This window comes from Corynebacterium lowii (genome assembly GCF_001412085.1).
In the GTDB taxonomy this organism is placed as follows: Bacteria; Actinomycetota; Actinomycetes; order Mycobacteriales; family Mycobacteriaceae; genus Corynebacterium; species Corynebacterium lowii.
The window spans coordinates 332,812-352,537 of sequence record NZ_LKEV01000001.1 but is presented as its reverse complement, the minus strand read 5'-3'; the positions used below and the strand labels follow the sequence as shown (position 1 = coordinate 352,537).

The 19,726-nt window shown below is 62.6% G+C and carries 20 protein-coding genes; 6 read left to right on the top strand and 14 right to left on the bottom strand.

The genetic code is table 11. From position 1 onward, the window contains the following. Positions 1-48 precede the first annotated feature (48 nt). Complete coding sequence (mshA, locus tag Clow_RS01640; protein ID WP_055175352.1) at positions 49-1,314, bottom strand: D-inositol-3-phosphate glycosyltransferase; 1,266 nt, start codon at positions 1,312-1,314, stop codon at positions 49-51. Positions 1,315-1,435: 121 nt separating this feature from the next. On the opposite strand from mshA, the gene Clow_RS01635 reads away from it, so the two are divergent. After that, complete coding sequence (locus Clow_RS01635) at positions 1,436-3,148, top strand: long-chain-fatty-acid--CoA ligase (protein ID WP_055175349.1); 1,713 nt, start codon at positions 1,436-1,438, stop codon at positions 3,146-3,148. A 122-nt stretch (positions 3,149-3,270) separates the two neighbouring features. Here the strand turns inward: Clow_RS01635 and Clow_RS01630 are convergent, their stop codons facing one another. After that, positions 3,271-3,948, bottom strand: coding sequence for a pyroglutamyl-peptidase I family protein (locus Clow_RS01630; RefSeq protein ID WP_082418458.1), 678 nt, complete (start codon positions 3,946-3,948; stop codon positions 3,271-3,273). 43 nt (positions 3,949-3,991) lie between these two features. After that, positions 3,992-5,086: a UDP-N-acetylmuramate dehydrogenase gene (locus Clow_RS01625; protein ID WP_055176250.1), complete on the bottom strand. Its 1,095-nt coding sequence runs from the start codon at positions 5,084-5,086 to the stop codon at positions 3,992-3,994. A 24-nt stretch (positions 5,087-5,110) separates the two neighbouring features. On the opposite strand from Clow_RS01625, the gene Clow_RS01620 reads away from it, so the two are divergent. Genes Clow_RS01620 through Clow_RS01610 form a run of 3 tightly spaced genes read left to right on the top strand, consistent with a single transcriptional unit; the run spans position 5,111 to position 7,272 of the window. Then, positions 5,111-5,614 (top strand): DUF2505 domain-containing protein, encoded by a 504-nt coding sequence (locus Clow_RS01620; RefSeq protein WP_055175344.1) that lies wholly within the window; start codon positions 5,111-5,113, stop codon positions 5,612-5,614. Further along, entirely contained in the window at positions 5,615-6,430 is an 816-nt protein-coding gene (locus tag Clow_RS01615) for a class I SAM-dependent methyltransferase (protein ID WP_055175342.1), read from the top strand. 59 nt (positions 6,431-6,489) lie between these two features. Then, on the top strand, positions 6,490-7,272 hold the full coding sequence (locus Clow_RS01610; RefSeq protein ID WP_055175340.1) for an LmeA family phospholipid-binding protein: 783 nt from the start codon (positions 6,490-6,492) through the stop codon (positions 7,270-7,272). Here the strand turns inward: Clow_RS01610 and Clow_RS01605 are convergent. From Clow_RS01605 to lpdA, 9 genes are all read right to left on the bottom strand, one after another. Next, the gene (locus tag Clow_RS01605; protein WP_055175337.1) at positions 7,245-7,676 is read right to left on the bottom strand and encodes a hypothetical protein; all 432 of its coding nucleotides are present in this window, start codon (positions 7,674-7,676) and stop codon (positions 7,245-7,247) included. The two genes, Clow_RS01610 and Clow_RS01605, sit on opposite strands and share 28 nt — an antisense overlap. Continuing rightward, the gene (locus Clow_RS01600; RefSeq protein ID WP_055175334.1) at positions 7,673-7,987 is read right to left on the bottom strand and encodes a DUF2516 family protein; all 315 of its coding nucleotides are present in this window, start codon (positions 7,985-7,987) and stop codon (positions 7,673-7,675) included. Before Clow_RS01600 ends, Clow_RS01605 begins: the two co-directional genes overlap by 4 nt. Then, the gene (locus Clow_RS01595; protein WP_055175332.1) at positions 7,980-8,477 is read right to left on the bottom strand and encodes a hypothetical protein; all 498 of its coding nucleotides are present in this window, start codon (positions 8,475-8,477) and stop codon (positions 7,980-7,982) included. The genes Clow_RS01600 and Clow_RS01595 overlap by 8 nt, the downstream gene beginning before the upstream one ends. 81 nt (positions 8,478-8,558) lie before the next feature. Beyond that, the gene (locus Clow_RS01590) at positions 8,559-9,857 is read right to left on the bottom strand and encodes a DUF445 domain-containing protein (RefSeq protein ID WP_055175329.1); all 1,299 of its coding nucleotides are present in this window, start codon (positions 9,855-9,857) and stop codon (positions 8,559-8,561) included. Positions 9,858-10,023: 166 nt separating this feature from the next. Further along, positions 10,024-10,359, bottom strand: a complete 336-nt coding sequence (locus tag Clow_RS01585; RefSeq protein WP_055175323.1) for a hypothetical protein — start codon at positions 10,357-10,359, stop codon at positions 10,024-10,026. A gap of 47 nt (positions 10,360-10,406) precedes the next feature. After that, a complete protein-coding gene (locus Clow_RS01580; protein ID WP_055175322.1) occupies positions 10,407-11,156 on the bottom strand; it encodes a succinate dehydrogenase/fumarate reductase iron-sulfur subunit in 750 nt (249 codons plus the stop codon). Next, complete coding sequence (locus Clow_RS01575; protein ID WP_055175320.1) at positions 11,156-13,150, bottom strand: fumarate reductase/succinate dehydrogenase flavoprotein subunit; 1,995 nt, start codon at positions 13,148-13,150, stop codon at positions 11,156-11,158. Before Clow_RS01575 ends, Clow_RS01580 begins: the two co-directional genes overlap by 1 nt. Positions 13,151-13,181: 31 nt before the next feature. Next, a complete protein-coding gene (locus Clow_RS01570) occupies positions 13,182-13,937 on the bottom strand; it encodes a succinate dehydrogenase cytochrome b subunit (RefSeq protein ID WP_055175317.1) in 756 nt (251 codons plus the stop codon). Positions 13,938-14,276: 339 nt separating this feature from the next. Continuing rightward, positions 14,277-15,686, bottom strand: a complete 1,410-nt coding sequence (gene lpdA, locus Clow_RS01565; RefSeq protein ID WP_055176247.1) for a dihydrolipoyl dehydrogenase — start codon at positions 15,684-15,686, stop codon at positions 14,277-14,279. Between the two features lie 495 nt (positions 15,687-16,181). On the opposite strand from lpdA, the gene Clow_RS01560 reads away from it, so the two are divergent. Together Clow_RS01560 and Clow_RS01555 are read left to right on the top strand one after the other, a co-directional pair. Further along, positions 16,182-16,964, top strand: a complete 783-nt coding sequence (locus tag Clow_RS01560; RefSeq protein ID WP_055175314.1) for a hypothetical protein — start codon at positions 16,182-16,184, stop codon at positions 16,962-16,964. 113 nt (positions 16,965-17,077) lie between these two features. Beyond that, entirely contained in the window at positions 17,078-18,175 is a 1,098-nt protein-coding gene (locus tag Clow_RS01555) for an alpha/beta hydrolase (RefSeq protein ID WP_055175310.1), read from the top strand. Between the two features lie 114 nt (positions 18,176-18,289). Here Clow_RS01555 and Clow_RS01550 read toward each other — a convergent pair whose 3' ends face one another. Together Clow_RS01550 and Clow_RS01545 are read right to left on the bottom strand one after the other, a co-directional pair. Further along, complete coding sequence (locus tag Clow_RS01550) at positions 18,290-19,012, bottom strand: class F sortase (RefSeq protein ID WP_055175307.1); 723 nt, start codon at positions 19,010-19,012, stop codon at positions 18,290-18,292. Between the two features lie 168 nt (positions 19,013-19,180). Continuing rightward, on the bottom strand, positions 19,181-19,654 hold the full coding sequence (locus tag Clow_RS01545; RefSeq protein WP_055175304.1) for a hypothetical protein: 474 nt from the start codon (positions 19,652-19,654) through the stop codon (positions 19,181-19,183). Between the last annotated feature and the right edge of the window lie 72 nt (positions 19,655-19,726).

Genomic DNA, 19,726 nt, shown 5'->3' with positions numbered 1-19,726 from the left:
ATTCCACAATCCTCCCGGCCGCGCCGCGCCCTGCTTATCGACGCCCCCTTACTCCCCCACCGCGCGCCGCGCGCGGCACTCCTCGATGTCCACCGTCATCGCCTCCTCGTAGGCATCACGCAGCCGCCGCGCCGTGGCGGCCCAGGAAAACTTCGCCGCGTGACCGATGGCGCGCTGCCCCATGCCTATGCGCTCCTCGTCCGCATCGAGCAGATACGCCAGCGTTTCCGCCCAGTCGGCGGGATCGTGCCCGTCCACCAAGAGCCCCGTGCTGCCCTCTGCCACCGCGATGGGCAGGCCCCCGGCGCGGGCGGCCACCACCGGAGTCCCCGTGGCCTGAGCCTCTAGGGCCACCAAGCCAAAGGATTCGTTATAGCTCGGCACCGCCACGATGTCCGCAGCCTGATACACCGCCACCAGTTCCTGCGGCGGACGCGGGTCGAGGAAGCGCACGTAGCGGGCCACTCCCATCTCTCGCGCGAGTTCGCGGTATCGCGTCGCCGTGGCCTCGGCACCGGAGGTACCACCGCAGATGAGCACCCGCACGTTGCGCTCGGGGGAATCCTCCACCATGCGCGCCACGGCGCGGATAAGCACCTGCGGCCCCTTGAACTCCTGAAGCCGCCCCACAAAGGCAATCACTTTGGCGTGCAGGGGCACGCCCAGTTCACGGCGGGAGCGCTCGGTATTGCGGTCGGTGCCAGGGGTAAAAAGCTCGGTATCGGCTCCTGGGGGCACCACCGTGATGCGTTCCACGGGGGCGTCGTAATGCGCCACCAGATCGGCGCGTTCCTCCTGGGTATTCACCACGAGCAGATCGGCGTTATCCACCAATTGTTGCTCGCAGATCCGGCGAGCCTCCGTCTCCGCGGAATCATGGGCCGCCCGGTGGAGGTTTTTGACCGCCGCCAGCGTGTGCGCCGTGTGCACCAGCGGCACGCCCCAGAGGTCTCGCAAAAGCCAGCCCACCTGGCCGGAAAGCCAGTAGTGGGTATGCAGGACGTCGTAATGCAGCCCGTGGCAGTGCGTAAACTGCACCATGCCCCCGGCAAAGGCCGCCAGTTGCGTGGGCAATTCCTCCTTGCTCAGCCCCTCATAGGGACCCGCCACGATGTTGATAACGCGCAGGCCGGGGGCCACCTCCACCACCTCCCCCTGGCTGGGGCGGGTAGCCCTGGTGTACACGTCCACCTCCACTCCAAGTTTTGCCAGTTGCATGGCGGTGGAGAGCACATAAACGTTCATCCCTCCGGCGTCCCCGGAACCGGGTTGCTGCAAGGGGGAGGTGTGCATGGAGATCATGGCTACTCGCATGGCTCTACATGCTACGACGCCTCCGGTTAGGTCGTACAGCATGGGATGCGCGCGTATAGTCAAGTGAAGAAAACTTGCTGTCGCGCCACGTGCATGGTCAATCATGCCGGAAGGGAGCCCTGTGTCTGCCGCAGAAGAACGCGCTTGGCTCAAGCATTACCCAGAATGGACCCCGCATCACCTCGATTACGGGGACACCACCTTGCTCGACGTGTATGACCACACTCTTGCAACAAAGCCGGAAAAGCCCGCCACGTGGTTCTTTGGCCGCAGCCAAAGCTATTCCGATATTGATGAGCAGGTGCGTGCCGCAGCCGCGGGCCTGCGTGCCCTGGGGGTACGCCCCGGCGATCGGGTGGCCGTGGCTCTGCCCAACTGCCCCCAGCACATCGTGATCTTCTATGCCATCCTCAAGCTCGGCGCGGCCGTGGTGGAGCACAATCCCCTTTACACCGCCCATGAATTAGAGGTGCCCTTCCGCGATCACGGCGCGCGCGTGGCGATTACCTGGGATAAGTCTGCCGACGTCTTTGAAAAGCTCCGCAGCAGCACCGATCTGGAAACCATCATCTCGGTGAACATGGTCAACGCCATGCCGCCGCTCAAGCGCTTGGCGCTGCGCCTGCCGCTGCCAAAGGTGAAAAAGATGCGCGCCCAGCTCACCTCCCCGGCTCCCAATACGATCCCCTGGGATCTTTTGCTCTCCCCGCAATTAGGCGGCAATGGCTCGGATGTCACCTCCCTGGAAACGGTGGATAAAGATACCCCCGCGCTCGTTCTTTATACTTCCGGCACCACCGGAACCCCCAAGGGAGCACAGCTCACCCACGGCAACTTGTATGCCAATATCCTTCAGGGCAAGGCCTGGGTTCCCGGCCTGGGAGACCAGGACGAGCGCATGCTCGCCGCGCTCCCCATGTTCCACGCCTACGGGCTCACGATGAACGCCACCTTGGGCTTCCTCATCGGCGGCGAACTCATGCTTCTGCCCAGCCCCGAAACCTCCCTTCTCATGGACGTGATGAAGAATCACACCCCCACGTGGGTTCCCGGCGTACCCACGCTTTACGAGAAGATCGTGGAAGCCGCCGCCGAGGATGACATCACCATCAAGGGAGTACGGAGTTCCTTTTCCGGCGCCTCCACCCTGCCCATTAGCACCGTAGAGCGCTGGGAATCCATGACCGGCGGCCTGCTCGTGGAGGGCTACGGGCTCACCGAGACCTCCCCCATCATCGTGGGCAACCCCATGTCCACCGCGCGACGCCCCGGTTACGTCGGAATCCCCTTCCCCGATACCGATGTGCGCATTGCGGACCCCAACGATCTATCCCGCACCATGCCCGACGGCGAGGAGGGCGAGGTGCTGGTGCGCGGCCCGCAGGTATTCCACGGCTATCTCAACAATCCAGAGGCCACGGAAAAATCCTTTTACGAGGGTTGGTACCGCACCGGCGATGTGGGTGTGATGGAGGAGGACGGCTTTATCCGCCTCGTGGCGCGCATCAAGGAGGTCATCATCACCGGCGGCTTTAATGTGTACCCCAGCGAGGTCGAGGAGGTCATGCGGGAACATTCCGACATCGCAGACGTCGCCGTGGTGGGCGTGCCCCGCCAGGATGGCTCCGAATCCGTGGTGGCCTGCATCACCCTCAACCCCGGCGCGGCCCTGGACCCGGAGGGGCTCAAGCAGTTTGCCCGCGAGCACCTCACCAGGTACAAGGTTCCCCGCACCTTCTATCACTTTGAGGAATTGGCCCGGGATCAGATGGGCAAGATCCGACGCCGCCAGGTGCAGGCAGATCTCCTCGAACACCTTGGTATCAAGGGATAAGCGCTAAAAAAGGGGAGGCCCCGGAGAGAAAATCTCCGGGGCCTCCCCCTTTCGCTGAGTGTCAGCTGAAATCTGAGCTTCATGGGCAACGGTAGCGCTGCCCAGAATCTAGCTCGCGGGTTTTAGCCCACCAGGTTCTTCACGAACGAGGCCACGGCCTCGCCGTCCTTCTCGATCTGCGGAGCACCCTTGGCACGAGCGGGAACGTGCACGAAGCCAGCGTGAGCCACGCGGCCCTCCTCAAGGAAGCCCAGGTTGGTGTACAGCGCGGCGTTGCACAGGTAGCGACCGGCGTTGTAGCTAATGTTGATCTTGTTACCAGCGGCGGAGGCTGCCTTCTGCGCTGCGCGGTTCTCCTCGGGAGCCTGACGCTGAGCGGGGCCACCCTCGCTGACCGGGCCGTTGCCCGGAGCGCCAACGGCGTCGTTGCCCTGGCGCTGGTTGAAGCCCATCAGCTCCACGGCGGGCGCGTTGAGGTTGCCGCTGCGCTCACCGAGGCTGATGATGGCATCGGGGTCGTTTTCTTCCAGAAGGTTCTCCAGGTTAGAGGCGAAGGAGCCCCACTCGGTAGGAATCTCCTGGTAGATAACCTGAACGCCCTCTTGCTCAAGGATTTCCTTGGCCTTCTCCGCAACCTCTCCAGAGGAGTTGTGATCGCGGGTGAATGCGCCATAGGAGGTCAGAACAACGGTGGGAGCACTTTCGCTCGCGGAGGCTGCCGGTGCGGCAACACCCACGGAAAGGGCCGCAGCCCCAGCCAGGGCCACGGACTTCATAACGGTCCGAGAATGTAGTTGCATGGGCTAAATACTATAACCAGTTAACCTTTCGCTGAAATACCCATCACAAAGATGTGCCTACCCACACAGGCTCCGGCACCAGTGTGATTCCGAAAACACCGTGCACACCGGCGACAATCTCGCGGGCCAGGGCCACCAGATCCTCGGTGCGCGCACCCCCACGATTCGTCAGCGCCAAGGTATGCCGAGTGGAAAGCCGCACTGGTGAGCCCTCCCCCGGATAGCCGCGCGGGAACCCGGCTCGCTCAATGAGCCAGGCCGCAGAGAGTTTGACCTTCCCCTCCCCCGCCGGGAAGCGGGGCATGGTCTCCTCCCCCACTTTTGTATAGACCTCATCGGCCAGATTCTCTTCCACCACGGGATTGGTAAAGAAGGAACCGGCAGACCACGTATCGTGATCGGCCTCATCCAGCACCATTCCCTTGCCCCGACGCAACCGGAGCACGGCCTCGCGGACGTCGGCGGCTGGGAAGCGCGCATCCGGCCCCTCGGCGCCTAATTCCCTCGCCAGTTGCCCAAAGCGCAGGGGTGCGGAAAGCCCCTGGGTGTTCAACTGGAACTCCACCTCCATCACCACCGCGCGCTGCGTGAATTTGAGGTTGGAATAGCGGTAGCCGAGGTCAAGCGCGGCAGCCGGTACCCAGGAGTCCTCCCCCGTGCGGCGGTCCCACAGGCGCACCCGCGTGAGCACATCGGAGACCTCCGCTCCATAGGCCCCCACGTTTTGCACCGGGGTGGCGCCCGCGGAACCGGGTATGCCGGAAAGACATTCCAGGCCGCCAAGCCCCGCCTCCACCGTGGTGTGCACCACGTCATCCCACACGGCCCCGGCTGCGGCGCGCACCAGGCCTGTGGTGGTGTCCACGGTCACGGTGGCGTCGTCAAGCACCACGGACACGAGGTCAAGCGGGCCATCGGCCACTACGAGGTTGGAGCCTCCCCCCACGATGAGCAGCGGCACCTCGGCGGCGTCGAGAGTGCGTATCACCTCGGCGGCGGCCTCCGCGGTGGCACAGCGCGCGGTAAAGCGCGGCTTGCCGCCGAGCCTCAGCGTGGTGAGATCAGCGAGTGTTACCTCGGCGTCGCAGGTGATGCCAGGTATGTTGGTCAGGCGCTGGGTCAGGGCTACATCGCTCACCCCTCCCACGGTAGTCTCTAGGGCATGGCTACTCGTAGTGAGAACACCGTAACGATCAATCAGCCCGTGGAGAAGGTGCACGCCGCGCTGACCAATGCCGATTTCTGGGCTTACGACGCCGCCCACCTCTCCCCCGAGCCCGGCGAGGTTCACGAGTTCACGCAGAACAACGGCGGCGGCGAGGCCACCTTGTTCGAGGTTCTGCCCCTCGACGTCCTGCCGGAGGCCGTGCGCTCGATGGTTTCCCAGGCCCTCAAGGTCAAGCGCGTGGTCACCGTGGGTCCGCTTAACGACGGCCGCGCGGAGCTGGAATACACCGCCGACGTCAAGGGCACCCCCGTGGACTACAAGGGCGAGGCCACCATCTCCGGCGACGCCGAGACCACCACCTTTGACTATGAGAACGAAGTATCCGTGAACATTCCGTTCATGGGCGGCGCCATCGAGCCCAAGGTGGCCGAGGCCCTGGGTGAGATCTTTGAGAACGAGGGCGAGATCATCTCCACCTGGATCAACGAGAACCTCTAAATGGCCGATCACGCCCACAACCTGCGGGCGCAGTTTCGCACGCAGGGCCCCGTGGGCGTGATAACCAGGGGGACCACCGGCTATAACCGCCTGCGGCGCTTTGACCGCTGGCTCTATCACCATGAACCCGCGCGGCGCACGCTTCGCCTCGCCTCCGACCCGCTGGCCATCGACCTCGGCTACGGGGCCAGCCACACCACCACGGTGGAATGGGGGCGCTGGCTGCGCCGTTTGCGTTCCGACGTCCACGTGCTCGGCCTAGAGATTGACCCGCAGCGCGTGCTGCCTCCCCAGGGCGGGGTGACCTTTGGGCTCGGGGGCTTTGAACTGGCAGGACACCGCCCGCACCTGGTGCGGGCCTTTAATGTGCTGCGCCAATACGATGTGGCAGACGTCCACCAGGCCTGGGAATCGGTGATCTCTCGCCTAGCCCCCGGAGGCCTTTTTGCCGAGGGCACCTGCGATGAGATTGGCAGGCGCAGCACATGGATAGTGCTGGATCGCTCCGGCCCGCGCAGCCTCACCCTGGCCTGGGACCCCTTCGATGTGGCACGGCCCTCCGAGGTGGCCGAACGCCTGCCCAAAATACTCATCCACCGCAATCACCCCGGCCAGCCCATCTACGATCTCCTCACCGCCTGCGATGAGGCCTGGGATCACTGCGCGGGCTGGGCTCCTCACGGGCCGCGGGTGCGCTGGCGCAAGGCCAAGGAAATGCTGTATCAGCGCGGCATACCCGTCGATGTGCAGTGCCGCCCGCTGCGCGATAACGTGCTCACAGTTCCGTGGAGCGTGGTGAGCGAGCCAGGGGTATAAGCCCTCGTTGAGCATCACGGGGGACCCCGGCCCCGCGCAATCCCCCGTAGACTAGCCCCATGTCAAAAACCGCCAAAACTTTCACCACCATCATCGTGGTTCTGCTCCTTCTGCTGTTTGCCGCAGAGTTTGGCGCGCGGTGGGTAGCCAAGAAAGACCTCGCCGAAGAGTTCCGCGCCCAGGCTCAGACCGATGGCACAACGCTCAGCGAGGACCCCTCCGTTTCCTTCGGCGCCTCCCCCGTTCTGTTGGGGCTCGTGCGCAGCGAGCTCGGGCATGTTTCCGTGCACACCCCCTCCACGCTGCGCGTGGATAATGGCGTGGCCTCCGGTAACCCGGCTGCCGACATCTCCATCGAGAACCTCGATATTTCCGACCGCGATAATCCCGTGGCCGGTTCCCTGGAGGCCACCGCAGACCTCAGCAATGAGTTCCTGCTGGCGCTCTTGCAGCAAAATATCAGCGGCGGGGCCGATGGCTCCAATGGTGCCGACATCGGCTCCTCCCTCATCCGCAACCTCGTTCAGGTCACGGCCGTGACCTCCAACCCGGATACCCGCACCATCTCCGTGGAGTTCAGCAATGGGGCCGGAAACATGGACTTTGCCCCCGTCACCGCCGAGGGCCGCACACACTTTGAGGTCAATAACACCCAGGTGCTGGGTTTTGATCTTCCCCCCAGCATCACCGAGGAAATCTCCCGCCAATTGCAGCAGGGAGTGGAAGAACAACTCCTAGCCGCCGGGGGAGTCTCCATCACCAATGCCGAGGTCACCGGCGAGGGGCTGCGCGCCACCGTGAGCGGGCAGGATGTTCACCTCTCCGAGCTCAAAACTCCGTAAGAGGCCTCAATAAGCACAATCTCCTCGGCCCCCGCGCGGCGAGCGGTTTCTTCCATCTCCGCGCGGTGTGGACCGTGCACATCAATTCCCGCGGCCAGGCGCACCTGCTCGCTGACCGCCTCGCGGGCGGTGATGAGGTCGGTCATCCAGGCGTATTCATCGGCGGAGGAATCCAGCACGATGAGCACCGCCACGGCTCCGCTTTGCACCGCTAGGCGCGCCTCGGAGGCCTTGATAAGCGGGTGATGCCTGCCGGTGGGAAAACCGCAGGCGGCCATCATCTCTACGCCCTCGGGCACCTCGGCTGGAATCCAGGAGGCGGGCACCAAGAGGGAACGCTCCCCCTGTTCTATGGCCTCCGCCACGGCCGCGCGCGAGGAAGCCCCCGTGAGATCCTTCCTCACCAGCTGCCCTGCGTTCCGCCCAGAAGGTCGTTCAATTGCGGGCGCAGGTCCCACCAATACAGGCCGATAATTACCACGCCCGCAATGGAAATCAGTGGAACCGCTCCGCCCACAAAGACGCAAACCACCGCGGAACCCATCAGCAGAGCGAACCACGTCCACTTGCTCTGCCGATCCGCAGCGGGGAAGGCATCGGAGCGGGTGGAGGCTACGAAAACTGCGCCTACCACGCCGCAGATGCCCGCTACGAAGTAGAGCAGATCGTGCAGATTGTTAATCAAGCCAAGAAGGAGGAAAAGGGCACTAGTCATGGCGGGGGTTGTCCTCGTGAATGGTCTCGGAGATTACTTCACCGTCGATAATATCCCCTGCGCCCTTGTCCCCAGAGTTGTCCCCCACGCTCTTCTCAGAGCTCCAGGAGCTCATGGCCTCGCGGGCGGCGTCGCTCACCTGCTCCCCGATGCTCTGATAAGCGCGCCCGGCCTTGGCGGCCGCCTCGGAGTGGCGCGTGCTCTGGGCCGCGCGCCCCACGCGGTCCGCCAGGGAACTCAGGGCCTCCCCCGTGGCCCCGGCCACCTGGCTCGCCCCGTTCTTGAGGGAATCCATGCTGCGCTTATCCGCAAAGTCCTTCGAGGCATCTCGCAGCGTGTCCACCACGGTCTCCTCGTTGAGGGCGTGGCGGCCGCGATCTTCCGGGGCGCGGAGGTGCCCGCTAAACTCCCCGATCACCTCGCCCGTGCTGCGTGCGGCCTCGCGCCCGGCGCGAAGGATCTCAGAAAAGTGGTTCTTCCCGGAACTCATGAGGCCGAGTATAGCGGGGCTTTCCGCTGGCCACACGAGCAAAAACCACCCCGGCAAAAACGACGCCCCTAGAGGCGCCCCCTAGAACAACACCTGCGCCACGGTATAGATGGCCAATCCCGCCAAAGCACCCACGATGGTGCCGTTGAGCCGGATGAATTGCAGATCCTTGCCCACCATGAGCTCGATCTTCTCGCTCGCCTCCTCCGCATCCCAGGCGCGCACGGTATCGGAGATGATGGCGGTGATCTGGCCGGAATAATTATTGGCCACAAAGGCCGCCGCGGTCACCACTTTCCGATTGAGTTCCTCGCGCAGTTTTTCCTCCGCCAGCAATCGCTGCCCCCAGTGCAGGCTGTAGTGGGTAATGGTGCGCCGCAGCAGGGAATCGGGGTCGCTCACCGCCTGGCTCAGCGAGCGCGACGTCGCCCGCCATAGCGCTGGGGCCGCCTGCTCCACGGGGCGCGAGCGCATGATCTCTTCCTTCCAGCCCTCCACTCGCTCGATCATCTGCGGATCGTGTTGAAGGTCCTGGGCAAATTGCCGCAGGAAGCGGTGCAGGGCGCGGCGGGCCTCGTGGTGGGGATCGGCGGCGACGTCGGCGGTCCAGTTCACCAACTCGCGGTAAATCTTCTCCCCCACCAGGTCGTTCACAAAACGCGGCGCCCACACGGGCTTGCGCTCATCGAGCAGCCGCGTAATCAAATCCTGCGAGCCCTGGACCTTGCGGTGCGTCCAGGTAATCAGTTCCTCAATCAGTGGCTCGGTCTTGCCATCATCAATCAGTTGCTCCAGCGCCCTCCCCGCGGGCGGCCCCCATTGCGGCTCGGCGGCCTTATCAATGAGCAGGCGGCGGATCAACGCCTCGGCGTCCTCGTCCTTCACCGCCGCCAGGGCGTTATAGGCCAGCTGCCCGGCCTCGGCGGAAACGCGCTGCGCGTGAGCCGGATCGGCCAGCCACTTTCCGGCGTGCAGGGGCAGATTCGCGGTGGCGATCTTCTCCGTGATGAGCTCCGCATTGAGAAAGTTCTCCCCCACAAAGCCCGAGAGGGAATCGCCCAGTTGATCCTTCTTCTTAGGAATCAACGCGGTGTGCGGGATGGGCAAACCCATCGGATGCCGGAAGAGGGCCGTCACGGCAAACCAATCCGCCAGGCCGCCCACCATGCCGGCTTCCGACGCCGCCCGTACGTAACCCACCCAGGCCGGGGCGCCACCGGGCTGGTGCTGCCACCAGGTGCAGCCCAGGAAGATGAGCGCGGCCACCGCCAGCAAACCAGTAACGAAGGCTTTGTGGCGGCGCAAAGTGCGGCGTCGTTCCGCTTCTGCCTCCGGGGAGGGACCGGGCAGAGGGCGCGTGGCCCGTACGTGTTCTGCCATGTTTAAAGCCCCTGAGCGCCGGAGATGATAAGGCTCAATCCCGTGATGAGGGTGATGAGCCCGGTGGCCACAAGCAATATTGTGCGTTTCATGGATACCAGTGTAGAAAAGCGGGCCGCCGCCCCCTGAAATCTGGGGAGCGGCGGCCCGCTGGCAACCGTGGCTTTTAGTTCTTTCGCCCGGTTTCCTTCACGTACTGCTTGTAGTGGCGGCGGCCGTAGCTAATCAGCACGGAACCAGCCACGGCAAAGATCACCGTGAGCACAATGCCGATCCACAGCAGCGTCATGGGAGTAACATCCGCCTGCCCGGTATTGCCAAAGACCATGAGCGCTACCGCAAAGATTGCGATACCGGCCGGGCACAGAGACGCCAGCACCAGGCCCATGCCCACCCAGGTTTCGGTGCGCAGCAGGGAGGAATGCGGGGCCTCGTAGCTCACCGGCTCATAGCCATCAATGTAGTGCATGCGCGTGGCCTCTGGGGTGTGCGTGCTAGGCATGGGGTCGTACTCGCTTTCTTCTCGTGCAGGTCGCAATGACCTTTAGTTTAATCGTCCTTGCCTCGGAAAGCAGCTCGCGCCCTCTCCTTGGTGACTGCCGCCACCGCCGTGAGCGGGATACCCGCCGGGCACACATCCGCGCACTCACCGTAGAGGGAGCAGTGGCCGAAGTTGGTTTCCAGCTCGTCCACCATCTTGCGGGCGCGCTTGCCGCGTTCCTCCGAACCCAGGGGCAGCTTGGAAAGGTGCACCAGCTTGGCACCCGTGAACAGGTGCGCCGCGCCGTTGGGGCAGGCGGCCACGCAGGCACCGCAACCGATGCAGGCGGCGTGGTCAAGAGCCCACTCGGCCGTTTGGTGGTTGAGGTGCAGGGTGTCGGCGTCGGGAGCCGTGCCCGCATTGATGGAGACGTACCCGCCCTGCTGCATCACGCGGTCCAGGGCGGAGCGATCCACCACCATGTCCTTGATGACCGGGTAGGCGGCCGAGCGCAGCGGCTCGATCTTCAAGGTATCGCCATCGGAGTAGTTGAACAGGCGCTGCTGGCAGGCCGGGGAGTTCTTGGCCGCACCGTGCGGACGCCCGTTGACGAGCAGACCACAGGTGCCGCATATACCCTCGCGGCAATCGGAGGCGAAGGCGAAGGGCTCCTTGCCCTCCTCGATGTACTTATCGTTCACGAAGTCGAGGAGTTCCAGGATGGACATTTGCTCCTCGGCATCCGCCACGTCCACGCTCTCAAAGGCGCCCTCGGTGGTCGGTCCGGCCTGACGCCAGATCTCAAGATGAAGTTTCATTACTTGTAGTTCCTTGTCATTAGCGGGATGGACTCGAAGTACAGGGGCTCAGCGTGGCGGATAAAGCGATTCTCGCCATCCGGCTCCCAGGCGGAGACGAAGCACCAGTTCTCGTCGTCGCGCTCGGCCTCGCCCTCCTCGGAGAGGTGATCCTCGCGGTAGTGGGCGCCGCAAGACTCATCGCGGTCTAGGGCATCCACGCACATCAGCTCGGCCAGATTCAAATAATCGGCCACGCGGATCGCGCGCTCTAGCACCTGGTTCATCTCGTGCTGGCCGCCGGGGATACGCACGTTGGTGAGGAACTCCTCGCGCAGGGCGCGGATATTCTCGATACCCTCGCGCATGTCCTTGACGTTGCGGGCCACACCACAGGCGCGGTAGAGCAGGTCACCGAGCTGGTTGTGGTAGTACTCCGGGCCGTGCGGGTCGTTGCCCTTGGTGTTCATCAGGCGGTCGATCCGCGCCTGAGCGCGTTCCAGGGCCTCGGTCACGGCGGCATCATCGTCGGCCAGCAGCGGCTCGTTGAGGTGGTTCGCCAGGTAGTTCGGCACCGTGAAGGGGATGGTAAACCAGCCGTCCACGGAGGCCGAAAGCAGGGAGTTCGCGCCCAGGCGGTTCGCGCCGTGGTAGGTCCAGGAGCACTCACCGGCGGCAAAGAGACCGTCGATGGAGGTCATCTCGTTGAAGTCCGTCCACAGGCCGCCCATCGTGAAGTGCACGGTGGGGGCGATGCGCATGGGAGCGTTGTGCGGGTCCTCGCCAATGGCCTCCTCGTACATCTTGAAGAGGTTGGAGTAGCGCTCGTCCACGGTGGCGCGGCCCAGGCGCTCGAAGGCATCGCGGAAGTCCAGGTAGGCGGAGTTCTTCTTGGGGCCCACGCCGTAGCCCGCGTTGATCTGCTGGGAGATGGCGCGGGAGGCGACGTCGCGGGGAACGAGGTTGCCGAAGGCCGGGTAGCGGCGCTCCAGGAAGTAATCGCGCTCTTCCTCCGGGATGCTGTTCGGATCGCGCTGATCGTCCTTCTGCTTGGGCAGCCACACGCGGCCGTCGTTACGCAGGGACTCGGACATCAGGATCGTCTTGGACTGCCAATCGGCGTTGATCGGCAGGCCCGTGGGGTGGAACTGAATGAAGGCCGGGGAGGCCATATAAGCGCCGTGCTCGTAGGCGCGCATCATGGCCGAGGAGTTCGAGTTAATGGCCAGGGTGGTCATGCCGTAAACGTTGCCGTAACCTCCCGTGGCCAGCACCACGGCGTGTCCGGTGAAGGCGGCCAGCTCGCCGGTGATGAGGTTGCGGGTAACCAGGCCGCGCACGCGCTTGGTGCCGTTTTCCTCCGTAACGATGAGGTCCTGGAAGTCATTGTGGGTGAAAATCTCCACGGAGCCCAGGTGAATCTGGCGTTGCAGTGCCGACGCCGTGCTTAGCTGCAACTGCTGGCCCGTCTGGCCGCGCGTGTAGTAGGTGCGCGAGACCTGCACGCCGCCGAAGGAGCGGGTGGCCAGGGTGCCGCCGTACTCGCGGGCGAAGGGGGCGCCGATGGCGTTCATGTGGTCGATCACGCGCACGGACTCGTAGGCCAGGCGCCAGCAATCGGACTCGCGGCAGCGGTAATCGCCGCCCTTCACGGTGTCCTTGACGTGGCGGTACGCACCGTCGTTATCCACCTTCTTGCCGCGGGCGGAGTTCACGCCACCCTGGGCGGCGATGGAGTGCGCGCGACGGGGGGCGTCGTGGTAGGTGAATACCTTGACGTTGTAGCCCAGCTCGCCCAGCGCGGCGGCTGCGGCACCGCCGGAAAGGCCCGTGCCCACAATCAGCACGGTGAACTTGCGGCGGTTGAGCGGGGATACCAGGTTCATGTGATCCTTCTGGTATTCCCACATGTCCTTGGTGGGCACGCCCTTGGGCTCGTTCGCGTCCAGCACGCGGCCCAGGCTCACGCCTTCGACAACGGAGTCAGGCGCGGTAAACGGAGTGTGAGTGCTCATATTTATGTCCTTACAACCCTTCTCAGTCGTCCTAGCTCACCCAGCCGGCGGCAATGGAAAGCGGCATGATGATGTTGCCCAGCATGACCAGCGCCGGAACCAGGTACGCCACCGCGAGCAGGATCGAGCGGGTGCGCTTGCCGGTGATGCCGAGGTCGCTTACCGCCAGCCAGATCCCGTGGGAAAGGTGGAGGAAGAGGATCACCATGCTCAGGATGTAGAAGATCGCCACGGGCCAGCGGCTAAAGCTGGCGATCATGTTCGCGTGCACCGCGCCGTGTTCAAAGACATCGCTGGCCGCCGGAGCCACACCCAGGGTGAGGTCGAGGATGTGGAAGATGATGAAGAGCAGCAGCACGATGCCGGTAACCAGCATGGTGCGGGTGCTAAAGGAATCCAACCCGCCGAGCAGGTTGGTGCGGCGGAACTTGCCGCGGGACTGCCGGGAGCGGGAGTGCAGGGTGACCGCGCCGTAGATGTGGATAATCAGAGCCGCCAGAAGCACGATGCGGAAGATCCACAGGATCGACTCGCGCGGGAAGATCGGCTCGCCCATCGTGCGCAGGAACTCGCCGTATTCATCAATGGCGTAGGCGTCGCCGTGCATGGGCATAAAAATCTTCAAGTTGCCCACCATGTGCACGAGCACAAAGCCGCCAAAAATCAGGCCGGTGATGGCCATGCCCAACTTCAGCGCCCACGAGGGAATCTTCGGGGCAGAGCGGAGCGGTTCTTCGGTGATTTTGCCGTGACGGACTGCCTCACGGTCTGGATTTTTTACAGTCATGGCACCTCCAATGTCGCCTCAACCATAAGTGCGTGGAGGGCAAAACTCACAGTCCAAAAACAGGTTCCAAGCCACCATCAAGGCGTTTTTGTGGCACATTCCACCTTTTCTTAGGTGAGGGTTACCTCTAACCCGCGCCACATGAGGATTACCTTATCGGCCCCGAGGTGCGCAGACTTTGCCCAAATCACCATCGCAAGAGCGAAAGGTGAGTTTCCTCACTTATCGACGATCGCGGGGGTACCTAGCCCCGGAATGTGTCAAACTTTCGTCGGTGCTGGTCACTCCATAGAAATGAGGGGCCACCCAACGGGCGGCCCCTCATCAAAGATCAATCAATCACAGATTAATCATGTGCCCCTCAATACCTTCCGCGGCCTCCTTAAGTGCCTCGGACATCGTGGGGTGAATGTGCACGTTGCGGCCAATCTCCGTGGCCGTAAGATCAAAGCGCTGCGCCAGGGTGAGTTCCGCCAGCATTTCGGAAACATTGGCGCCCACCATGTGCCCGCCGAGGAGTTCTCCGTACTCGGCATCCGCCACGATCTTGGCAAAGCCCGCGGTCTCCGCCAGGCCCGCAGCCTTACCGTTGGCACTAAAGGGGAACACGGCAGTCTTGATCTCTCGATCCGGCCACTTCTCCTTAGCCGCAGCCTCGGTATAGCCAAAGGAAGCCACCTGGGGATTACAGAAGGTAGCGCGCGGCATCATCATGTAATCGCCCAGCTCCTCGGTTTCCGCCCCGGCGATGGTCTCGGCGGCCACCACACCCTGAGCCTCAGCGACGTGCGCCAGCTGCAACTTCGCGGTCACGTCACCAATGGCGTAGATGTGCTCCACGTTGGTGCGCATGCGATCGTCGATAGCAATGGCACCGCGCTCGGTGAGCTTCACGCCGGTGTTCTCCAGGCCGTAGCCCTCGGTGCGCGGGGCGAAGCCCACGGAAACCAGCACGCGATCCACGGTGAGGGTATCGGACTTGGAACCGTCCTTGGATTCCACGTCCACCTCCACGGAGGTGCCGTTATCGCGCACGGCGGTGGTCTTGTAGCCGGTGAGGAGCTTCACGCCCAGCTTCTTGTACTGCTTAGCGATCTCCTTGGATACCTCCGGCTCCTCGTTGGGGAGCACTCGATCCATGAACTCCACGATGGTGATGTCCACACCATAGTTGGCCAGCACGTACGCGAACTCCATGCCGATGGCGCCGCCACCGACCACAACCATCTTCTCCGGCAGTTCCTCGTTGAGGATCTGCTCCTCGAAGGAAACGACGTTCTTGGAGAGTTCCACGCCCGGCAGGGTGCGCACCACGGAACCCGTAGCGATGATGACGTCATCGAAGGTTACGGTCTTGCCCGCGTCATCGCCCTCCACGATTTCAATGGTAGAGGCGTCCTTGAAGGAACCCAGGCCGTTAATCTCCGTGATGGAGTTCTTCTTCATCAAGTAATGCACGCCCTTGACGATTCCGGCGGAGACCTTGCGGGAGCGCTGGTGCGCCACACCAAAGTCAAAGCTCACCTCGCCGGAGATGCCGAAGGTCTTGGCTTCCTTATTAAAGGTGTGAGCGACCTCGGCGTTCTTCAACAGCGACTTAGAGGGGATGCAGCCCACGTTGAGGCACACCCCACCCCAGTACTGCTTCTCCACCACGGCCACCTTTTTACCCAGTTGAGCGGCGCGAATGGCGGCCACGTATCCGCCGGGACCCGCACCAAGGACTACTACATCAAAATGTTCGCTCATGATGTTCAGGATACGGAAGAGTGTGGCCTTTGTCCCGGACGGCATCTCCTATCTAGAAGAGGTGAAGGGCCAAGGACAACTCCGATAGTTCCGAAGAACCAAGATGAGCGGCCTGCCCAAGAGCGTCAGAGATGGCAAGGGTGAGGTTTTCCAGGGGATTCATGACTGCCTTTCTACGGGTTGCGAAATTTCACTCAGGATACCTGCACTCCCCAACGGGGGCATATCGCATTCCCCACACCACACAGGAAAAATACGACATAAATCAGTAAAAATGTGGTTCAAACCACCATGCCGTGCGGCCAAATCCCGCCGCATACCTACCTGGGCACGCATAAAAGGGGGATGAGAGGTACTTAAGTAGATCGCTAAATCGGCTAATAACAAGAAAGACATTTGAGTATCTATCCTCGTTACCATTGCGTGATCTTTCCGCCCTTGTTACTCTTCACCTATCCGTTCCATCTCAGGGCTACCAAGGAGTACTTGCACACTATGGATTTCCTGCTTCAAATCAAAGAGTTCGTTGACGGCCCCATCGGCGACCTCTTGGTTCAGCTGCGCACTGGTGGTATCCAGTTCCCGGAGCTCCCGAACATCAGCTTCCCCGGCCTGCCGGACTTGAACGTGACCATGCCCGAGAACATTCAGGTGGGCGACCTGGGCTCCACCTTCGGTGACTTCTCCCCCTCCGAGCTGTCCTCCGGCGACAACGGCTCCTCTGACTTCCTGAGCGAGCTTTCCTCCGGCGACAACCAGGGCGAGTTCTCCTCCGATTTCTTCGGTGACCTGGATCTCTCCGAGCTTTCCTCCGGTGACAACCAGTTCGGTTCTTCCGACTTCCTGAGCGAGCTTTCCTCGGGCGACAACCAGTTCTCCACCGATCTCTTCGGTGACGTGGACCTCTCCGAGCTCTCCTCTGGTGACAACCAGCTCTCCACCGACTTCCTCGGTGACTTCTCCGAGCTGTCCTCCGGCGACAACGGCTCCTCGAACTTCCTGAGCGAGTTGTCCTCGGGCGACAACCAGGGTTCCACCGACTTCCTCGGTGACTTCTCTGAGCTCTCCTCCGGCGATAACCAGCTCTCCACCGACTTCCTCGGTGACTTCTCCGAGCTGTCCTCCGGCGACAACGGCTCCTCTGACCTTGCCGACGTGAGCGAGCTCTCCAATGGCGATAACGGTTCTTCCGACATCCTGGATCTGGACCTCTCCGATCTGCTGGATCTGAACCTGGATGGCGAGCTGAACCTCCCCGACATCCCGCAGTCCGTCTAATCTGCGGCTATCATGCCATCATGGCTTGAATAGAAACCCTGGCGGCCTGCCCGCCAGGGTTTTGGCCGTTCCCAGCCCCATTCACCCCGCCCACTTCCGATCAAGGGTTAAGCATGAAGTTCCTCAAAACCGCCCTGGCCGCGCCGCTGGCTGCCACGGCCGTCACGGCAGCCGCGCTTACGCTGGCTGCCCCCGCCTCCGCTGCCGAGGTCAACGCTCAGCAGGTAGCGGGCGATACTCCGCTAGCCACCATCACTCCGGTGCCCGGCCCCGCCCCCGAAGGCTCCCCCGCCTGGCGCAGGATTGTCCGCGAACACGGTGATCGCGTGGAAGAGGCCACCGCCTTCTCCCCCGCCATGAATCGCCACGTTCCCCTGGCGCTCATCAAGGCCGATCGCCCGGATGCTCCCACCCTCTATCTTCTCAATGGCGGCGACGGCGGCGAAGGAAGCGCTAACTGGATTCAGCAGACCGATGTCATAGATTTCTACCTCTCTAGGGGCATCAACGTAGTAATCCCCATGTCCGGGAAGTTCTCTTACTACACCGACTGGATCGAAGATGCGCAGCCCTTGGGCGGGCCACAAAAGTGGGAGACCTTCCTCACCAAGGAACTCCCCGGAGCCGTGGAAGGCTACCTTCAGGCCAATAACAACCGCGCCATCGCCGGCATGTCCATGTCCGCCACCTCTTCCCTGCTGCTCGCTCAGCACAACCAGGGCTTTTACGACGCTGTGGGCTCCTTCTCCGGCTGCGCGGAAAGCTCCACCCCCCTGGGATACGCCTCCATTGCCCTCACGTTGAACCACAGCCGAATCAACGACATCTCCTTTGAAAAGATGTGGGGTGAACGAGGCGGCGAGGTCAACCTCTACAACGATGCCCTGATTAACGCCGATAAATTGGCAGGTACCCAGGTGTACGTGTCCAATGGCTCCGGCACTGCCGGGGAAAATGACATGCCCAACGGCCCGCGTTTCAAGGATTATGGTGATGTCCAGACGGCATGGGCTATGGCTCAGACCATCGGCCTCGGCGGAATCATCGAGGGCGGCACCAACATGTGCACGCATAATCTCAAGGCCAAGATGGACTCCCTGGGCATTCCGGCGGACTTCAACTTCCACAACACCGGAACCCACTCCTGGGGCTACTGGCAGCAGGATCTGCGCGCCTCCTGGCCCACCATCGCCCGCGGCTTGGGCGTCTAAAACAGGCCGCTGCTAAGCGACGCCCCTCACCGGGGGCAGCAGCCAACGACTAAGGCCCCGCCTCCCTCCTCCTATCCGGAAGGGGAACGGCGGGGCCTTCTTCTATATGGCCGTTTAGACCGGCTCTGCCACCGTAATGATGTTATCGGCGTAGCCCAACTGGCCGCCCACGAAGTCACCGCCGCAGGTCACCAGAACCACGCGGTTTTCCCCGTCCTGGTCGTCAATAACATCGGGGAAATCGGCACCCTTGGTCACGTGGTAGGGAGCCTCGGTGACGCGGAACTCCCGATCCTCACCGTTGACGGTGATAGTGAAGGTCTCGTCCTTCTTGAGGTGGGTGAACTTCGCGGCATAGCCCTCACCCTGCCCGGCAAAGTTGACATGGCCGGTAATCACGGAGGAACCCACGTTACCCTTGGCGCCCGGCACGGCGGAGGCGGAGTACCAGCCCAGGCGCTGAACATCCTGCGGGGGCACGAGGCTATACTCGCCATTCTCAGTTTCGGTCACCTGAACCGCGTCTATCTCGGCACTGCCCTCATCACCCACGGTGATCTGCATGGCGGAGACGTCATCGGATTCACCCGGCGCGGCCTCCATCTCGTGTTCCTGCTCGCCGGAATCATCGATGTACGCGCTGGTGCTCGTGGAGGATTCCGCGGCGGTATCGGAATCGTCATTATTCCCGGCAAAAACCAAGGCCCACACCGCGGCAATCACGATGACCACAAAAATCACAATGCCGATCAGCACTGCGGGCCAGTTCTTCTTTTGCGTACTCCCTCCCGATTCCTGCGGAGAGCGGGAGGAGGGCACATTATTCGTATTGCTCATTAATTCTTCATTCCCTTGAAGTCAGGCCATAATCCAGATAGCCATTATCGTGGAGCCCTCACCACCGTGCAACCATGTACGGAGGTACCAGCATGAATCTTTCAGGTTCATAGGGTGGCGGGCAGCAAAAAAGGGGCACGGTCTCCCGCGCCCCTTCTCTGTTGGATTTTAACCCTGCTCGATGCCTACCAGGGTGTACTGATCGGCGCCAGCTTCCTTAGTGAAGCTCAAGACGGTGCCGTTGGAGTAGGAGGTCACGGCGTTAACCACACCACCGCGGCCCTTGCTGCTGGTGGCCTTGTCAATGGTGGCACCGGCCAGCTCAACCATCTGGCTGGCGAAGGTGTCGCCCTCGCTCAGGTCAGCCACGGAAACACCAGCAGAAGCCTCCTCAGCAGCGGGGAGGACGTCGGCAGCAGCTTCCTCAGCCTCGGGAGCCACCGGCGCGGAGGAACCATCAGCGAAAACCTCAGCGACGGAAACCACGATCTCAGTGGGAACCATCATAACGTAGCGGCTCACGAAGGTGTTGGAATGCTCCTCGTAGGTCAGCACGGTGGATGCCTGTGCAGGCGCCACACCCATCGCCAGAGCGCAAAGGCCAGCGGCGAAACCAGCAGTAAGCTTTTTCGTATTCTTCATGCTCGTGTTCACTTTCGTCTCGTTGCGGCCGCGCCTCAACGCAACCGGGCTTCAGTACTCAATCTCCCATGA

Coding starts and splice junctions, on each gene's coding strand:
- mshA (WP_055175352.1), bottom strand. CDS start 1,314: ATGCGAGTAGCCATGATCTCCATGCACACCTCCCCCTTGCAGCAACCC.
- Clow_RS01630 (WP_082418458.1), bottom strand. CDS start 3,948: ATGCAACTACATTCTCGGACCGTTATGAAGTCCGTGGCCCTGGCTGGG.
- Clow_RS01620 (WP_055175344.1), top strand. CDS start 5,111: ATGGCTACTCGTAGTGAGAACACCGTAACGATCAATCAGCCCGTGGAG.
- Clow_RS01615 (WP_055175342.1), top strand. CDS start 5,615: ATGGCCGATCACGCCCACAACCTGCGGGCGCAGTTTCGCACGCAGGGC.
- Clow_RS01610 (WP_055175340.1), top strand. CDS start 6,490: ATGTCAAAAACCGCCAAAACTTTCACCACCATCATCGTGGTTCTGCTC.
- Clow_RS01600 (WP_055175334.1), bottom strand. CDS start 7,987: ATGACTAGTGCCCTTTTCCTCCTTCTTGGCTTGATTAACAATCTGCAC.
- Clow_RS01595 (WP_055175332.1), bottom strand. CDS start 8,477: ATGAGTTCCGGGAAGAACCACTTTTCTGAGATCCTTCGCGCCGGGCGC.
- Clow_RS01590 (WP_055175329.1), bottom strand. CDS start 9,857: ATGGCAGAACACGTACGGGCCACGCGCCCTCTGCCCGGTCCCTCCCCG.
- Clow_RS01585 (WP_055175323.1), bottom strand. CDS start 10,359: ATGCCTAGCACGCACACCCCAGAGGCCACGCGCATGCACTACATTGAT.
- Clow_RS01580 (WP_055175322.1), bottom strand. CDS start 11,156: ATGAAACTTCATCTTGAGATCTGGCGTCAGGCCGGACCGACCACCGAG.
- Clow_RS01575 (WP_055175320.1), bottom strand. CDS start 13,150: ATGAGCACTCACACTCCGTTTACCGCGCCTGACTCCGTTGTCGAAGGC.
- Clow_RS01570 (WP_055175317.1), bottom strand. CDS start 13,937: ATGACTGTAAAAAATCCAGACCGTGAGGCAGTCCGTCACGGCAAAATC.
- lpdA (WP_055176247.1), bottom strand. CDS start 15,686: ATGAGCGAACATTTTGATGTAGTAGTCCTTGGTGCGGGTCCCGGCGGA.
- Clow_RS01560 (WP_055175314.1), top strand. CDS start 16,182: ATGGATTTCCTGCTTCAAATCAAAGAGTTCGTTGACGGCCCCATCGGC.
- Clow_RS01555 (WP_055175310.1), top strand. CDS start 17,078: ATGAAGTTCCTCAAAACCGCCCTGGCCGCGCCGCTGGCTGCCACGGCC.
- Clow_RS01550 (WP_055175307.1), bottom strand. CDS start 19,012: ATGAGCAATACGAATAATGTGCCCTCCTCCCGCTCTCCGCAGGAATCG.
- Clow_RS01545 (WP_055175304.1), bottom strand. CDS start 19,654: ATGAAGAATACGAAAAAGCTTACTGCTGGTTTCGCCGCTGGCCTTTGC.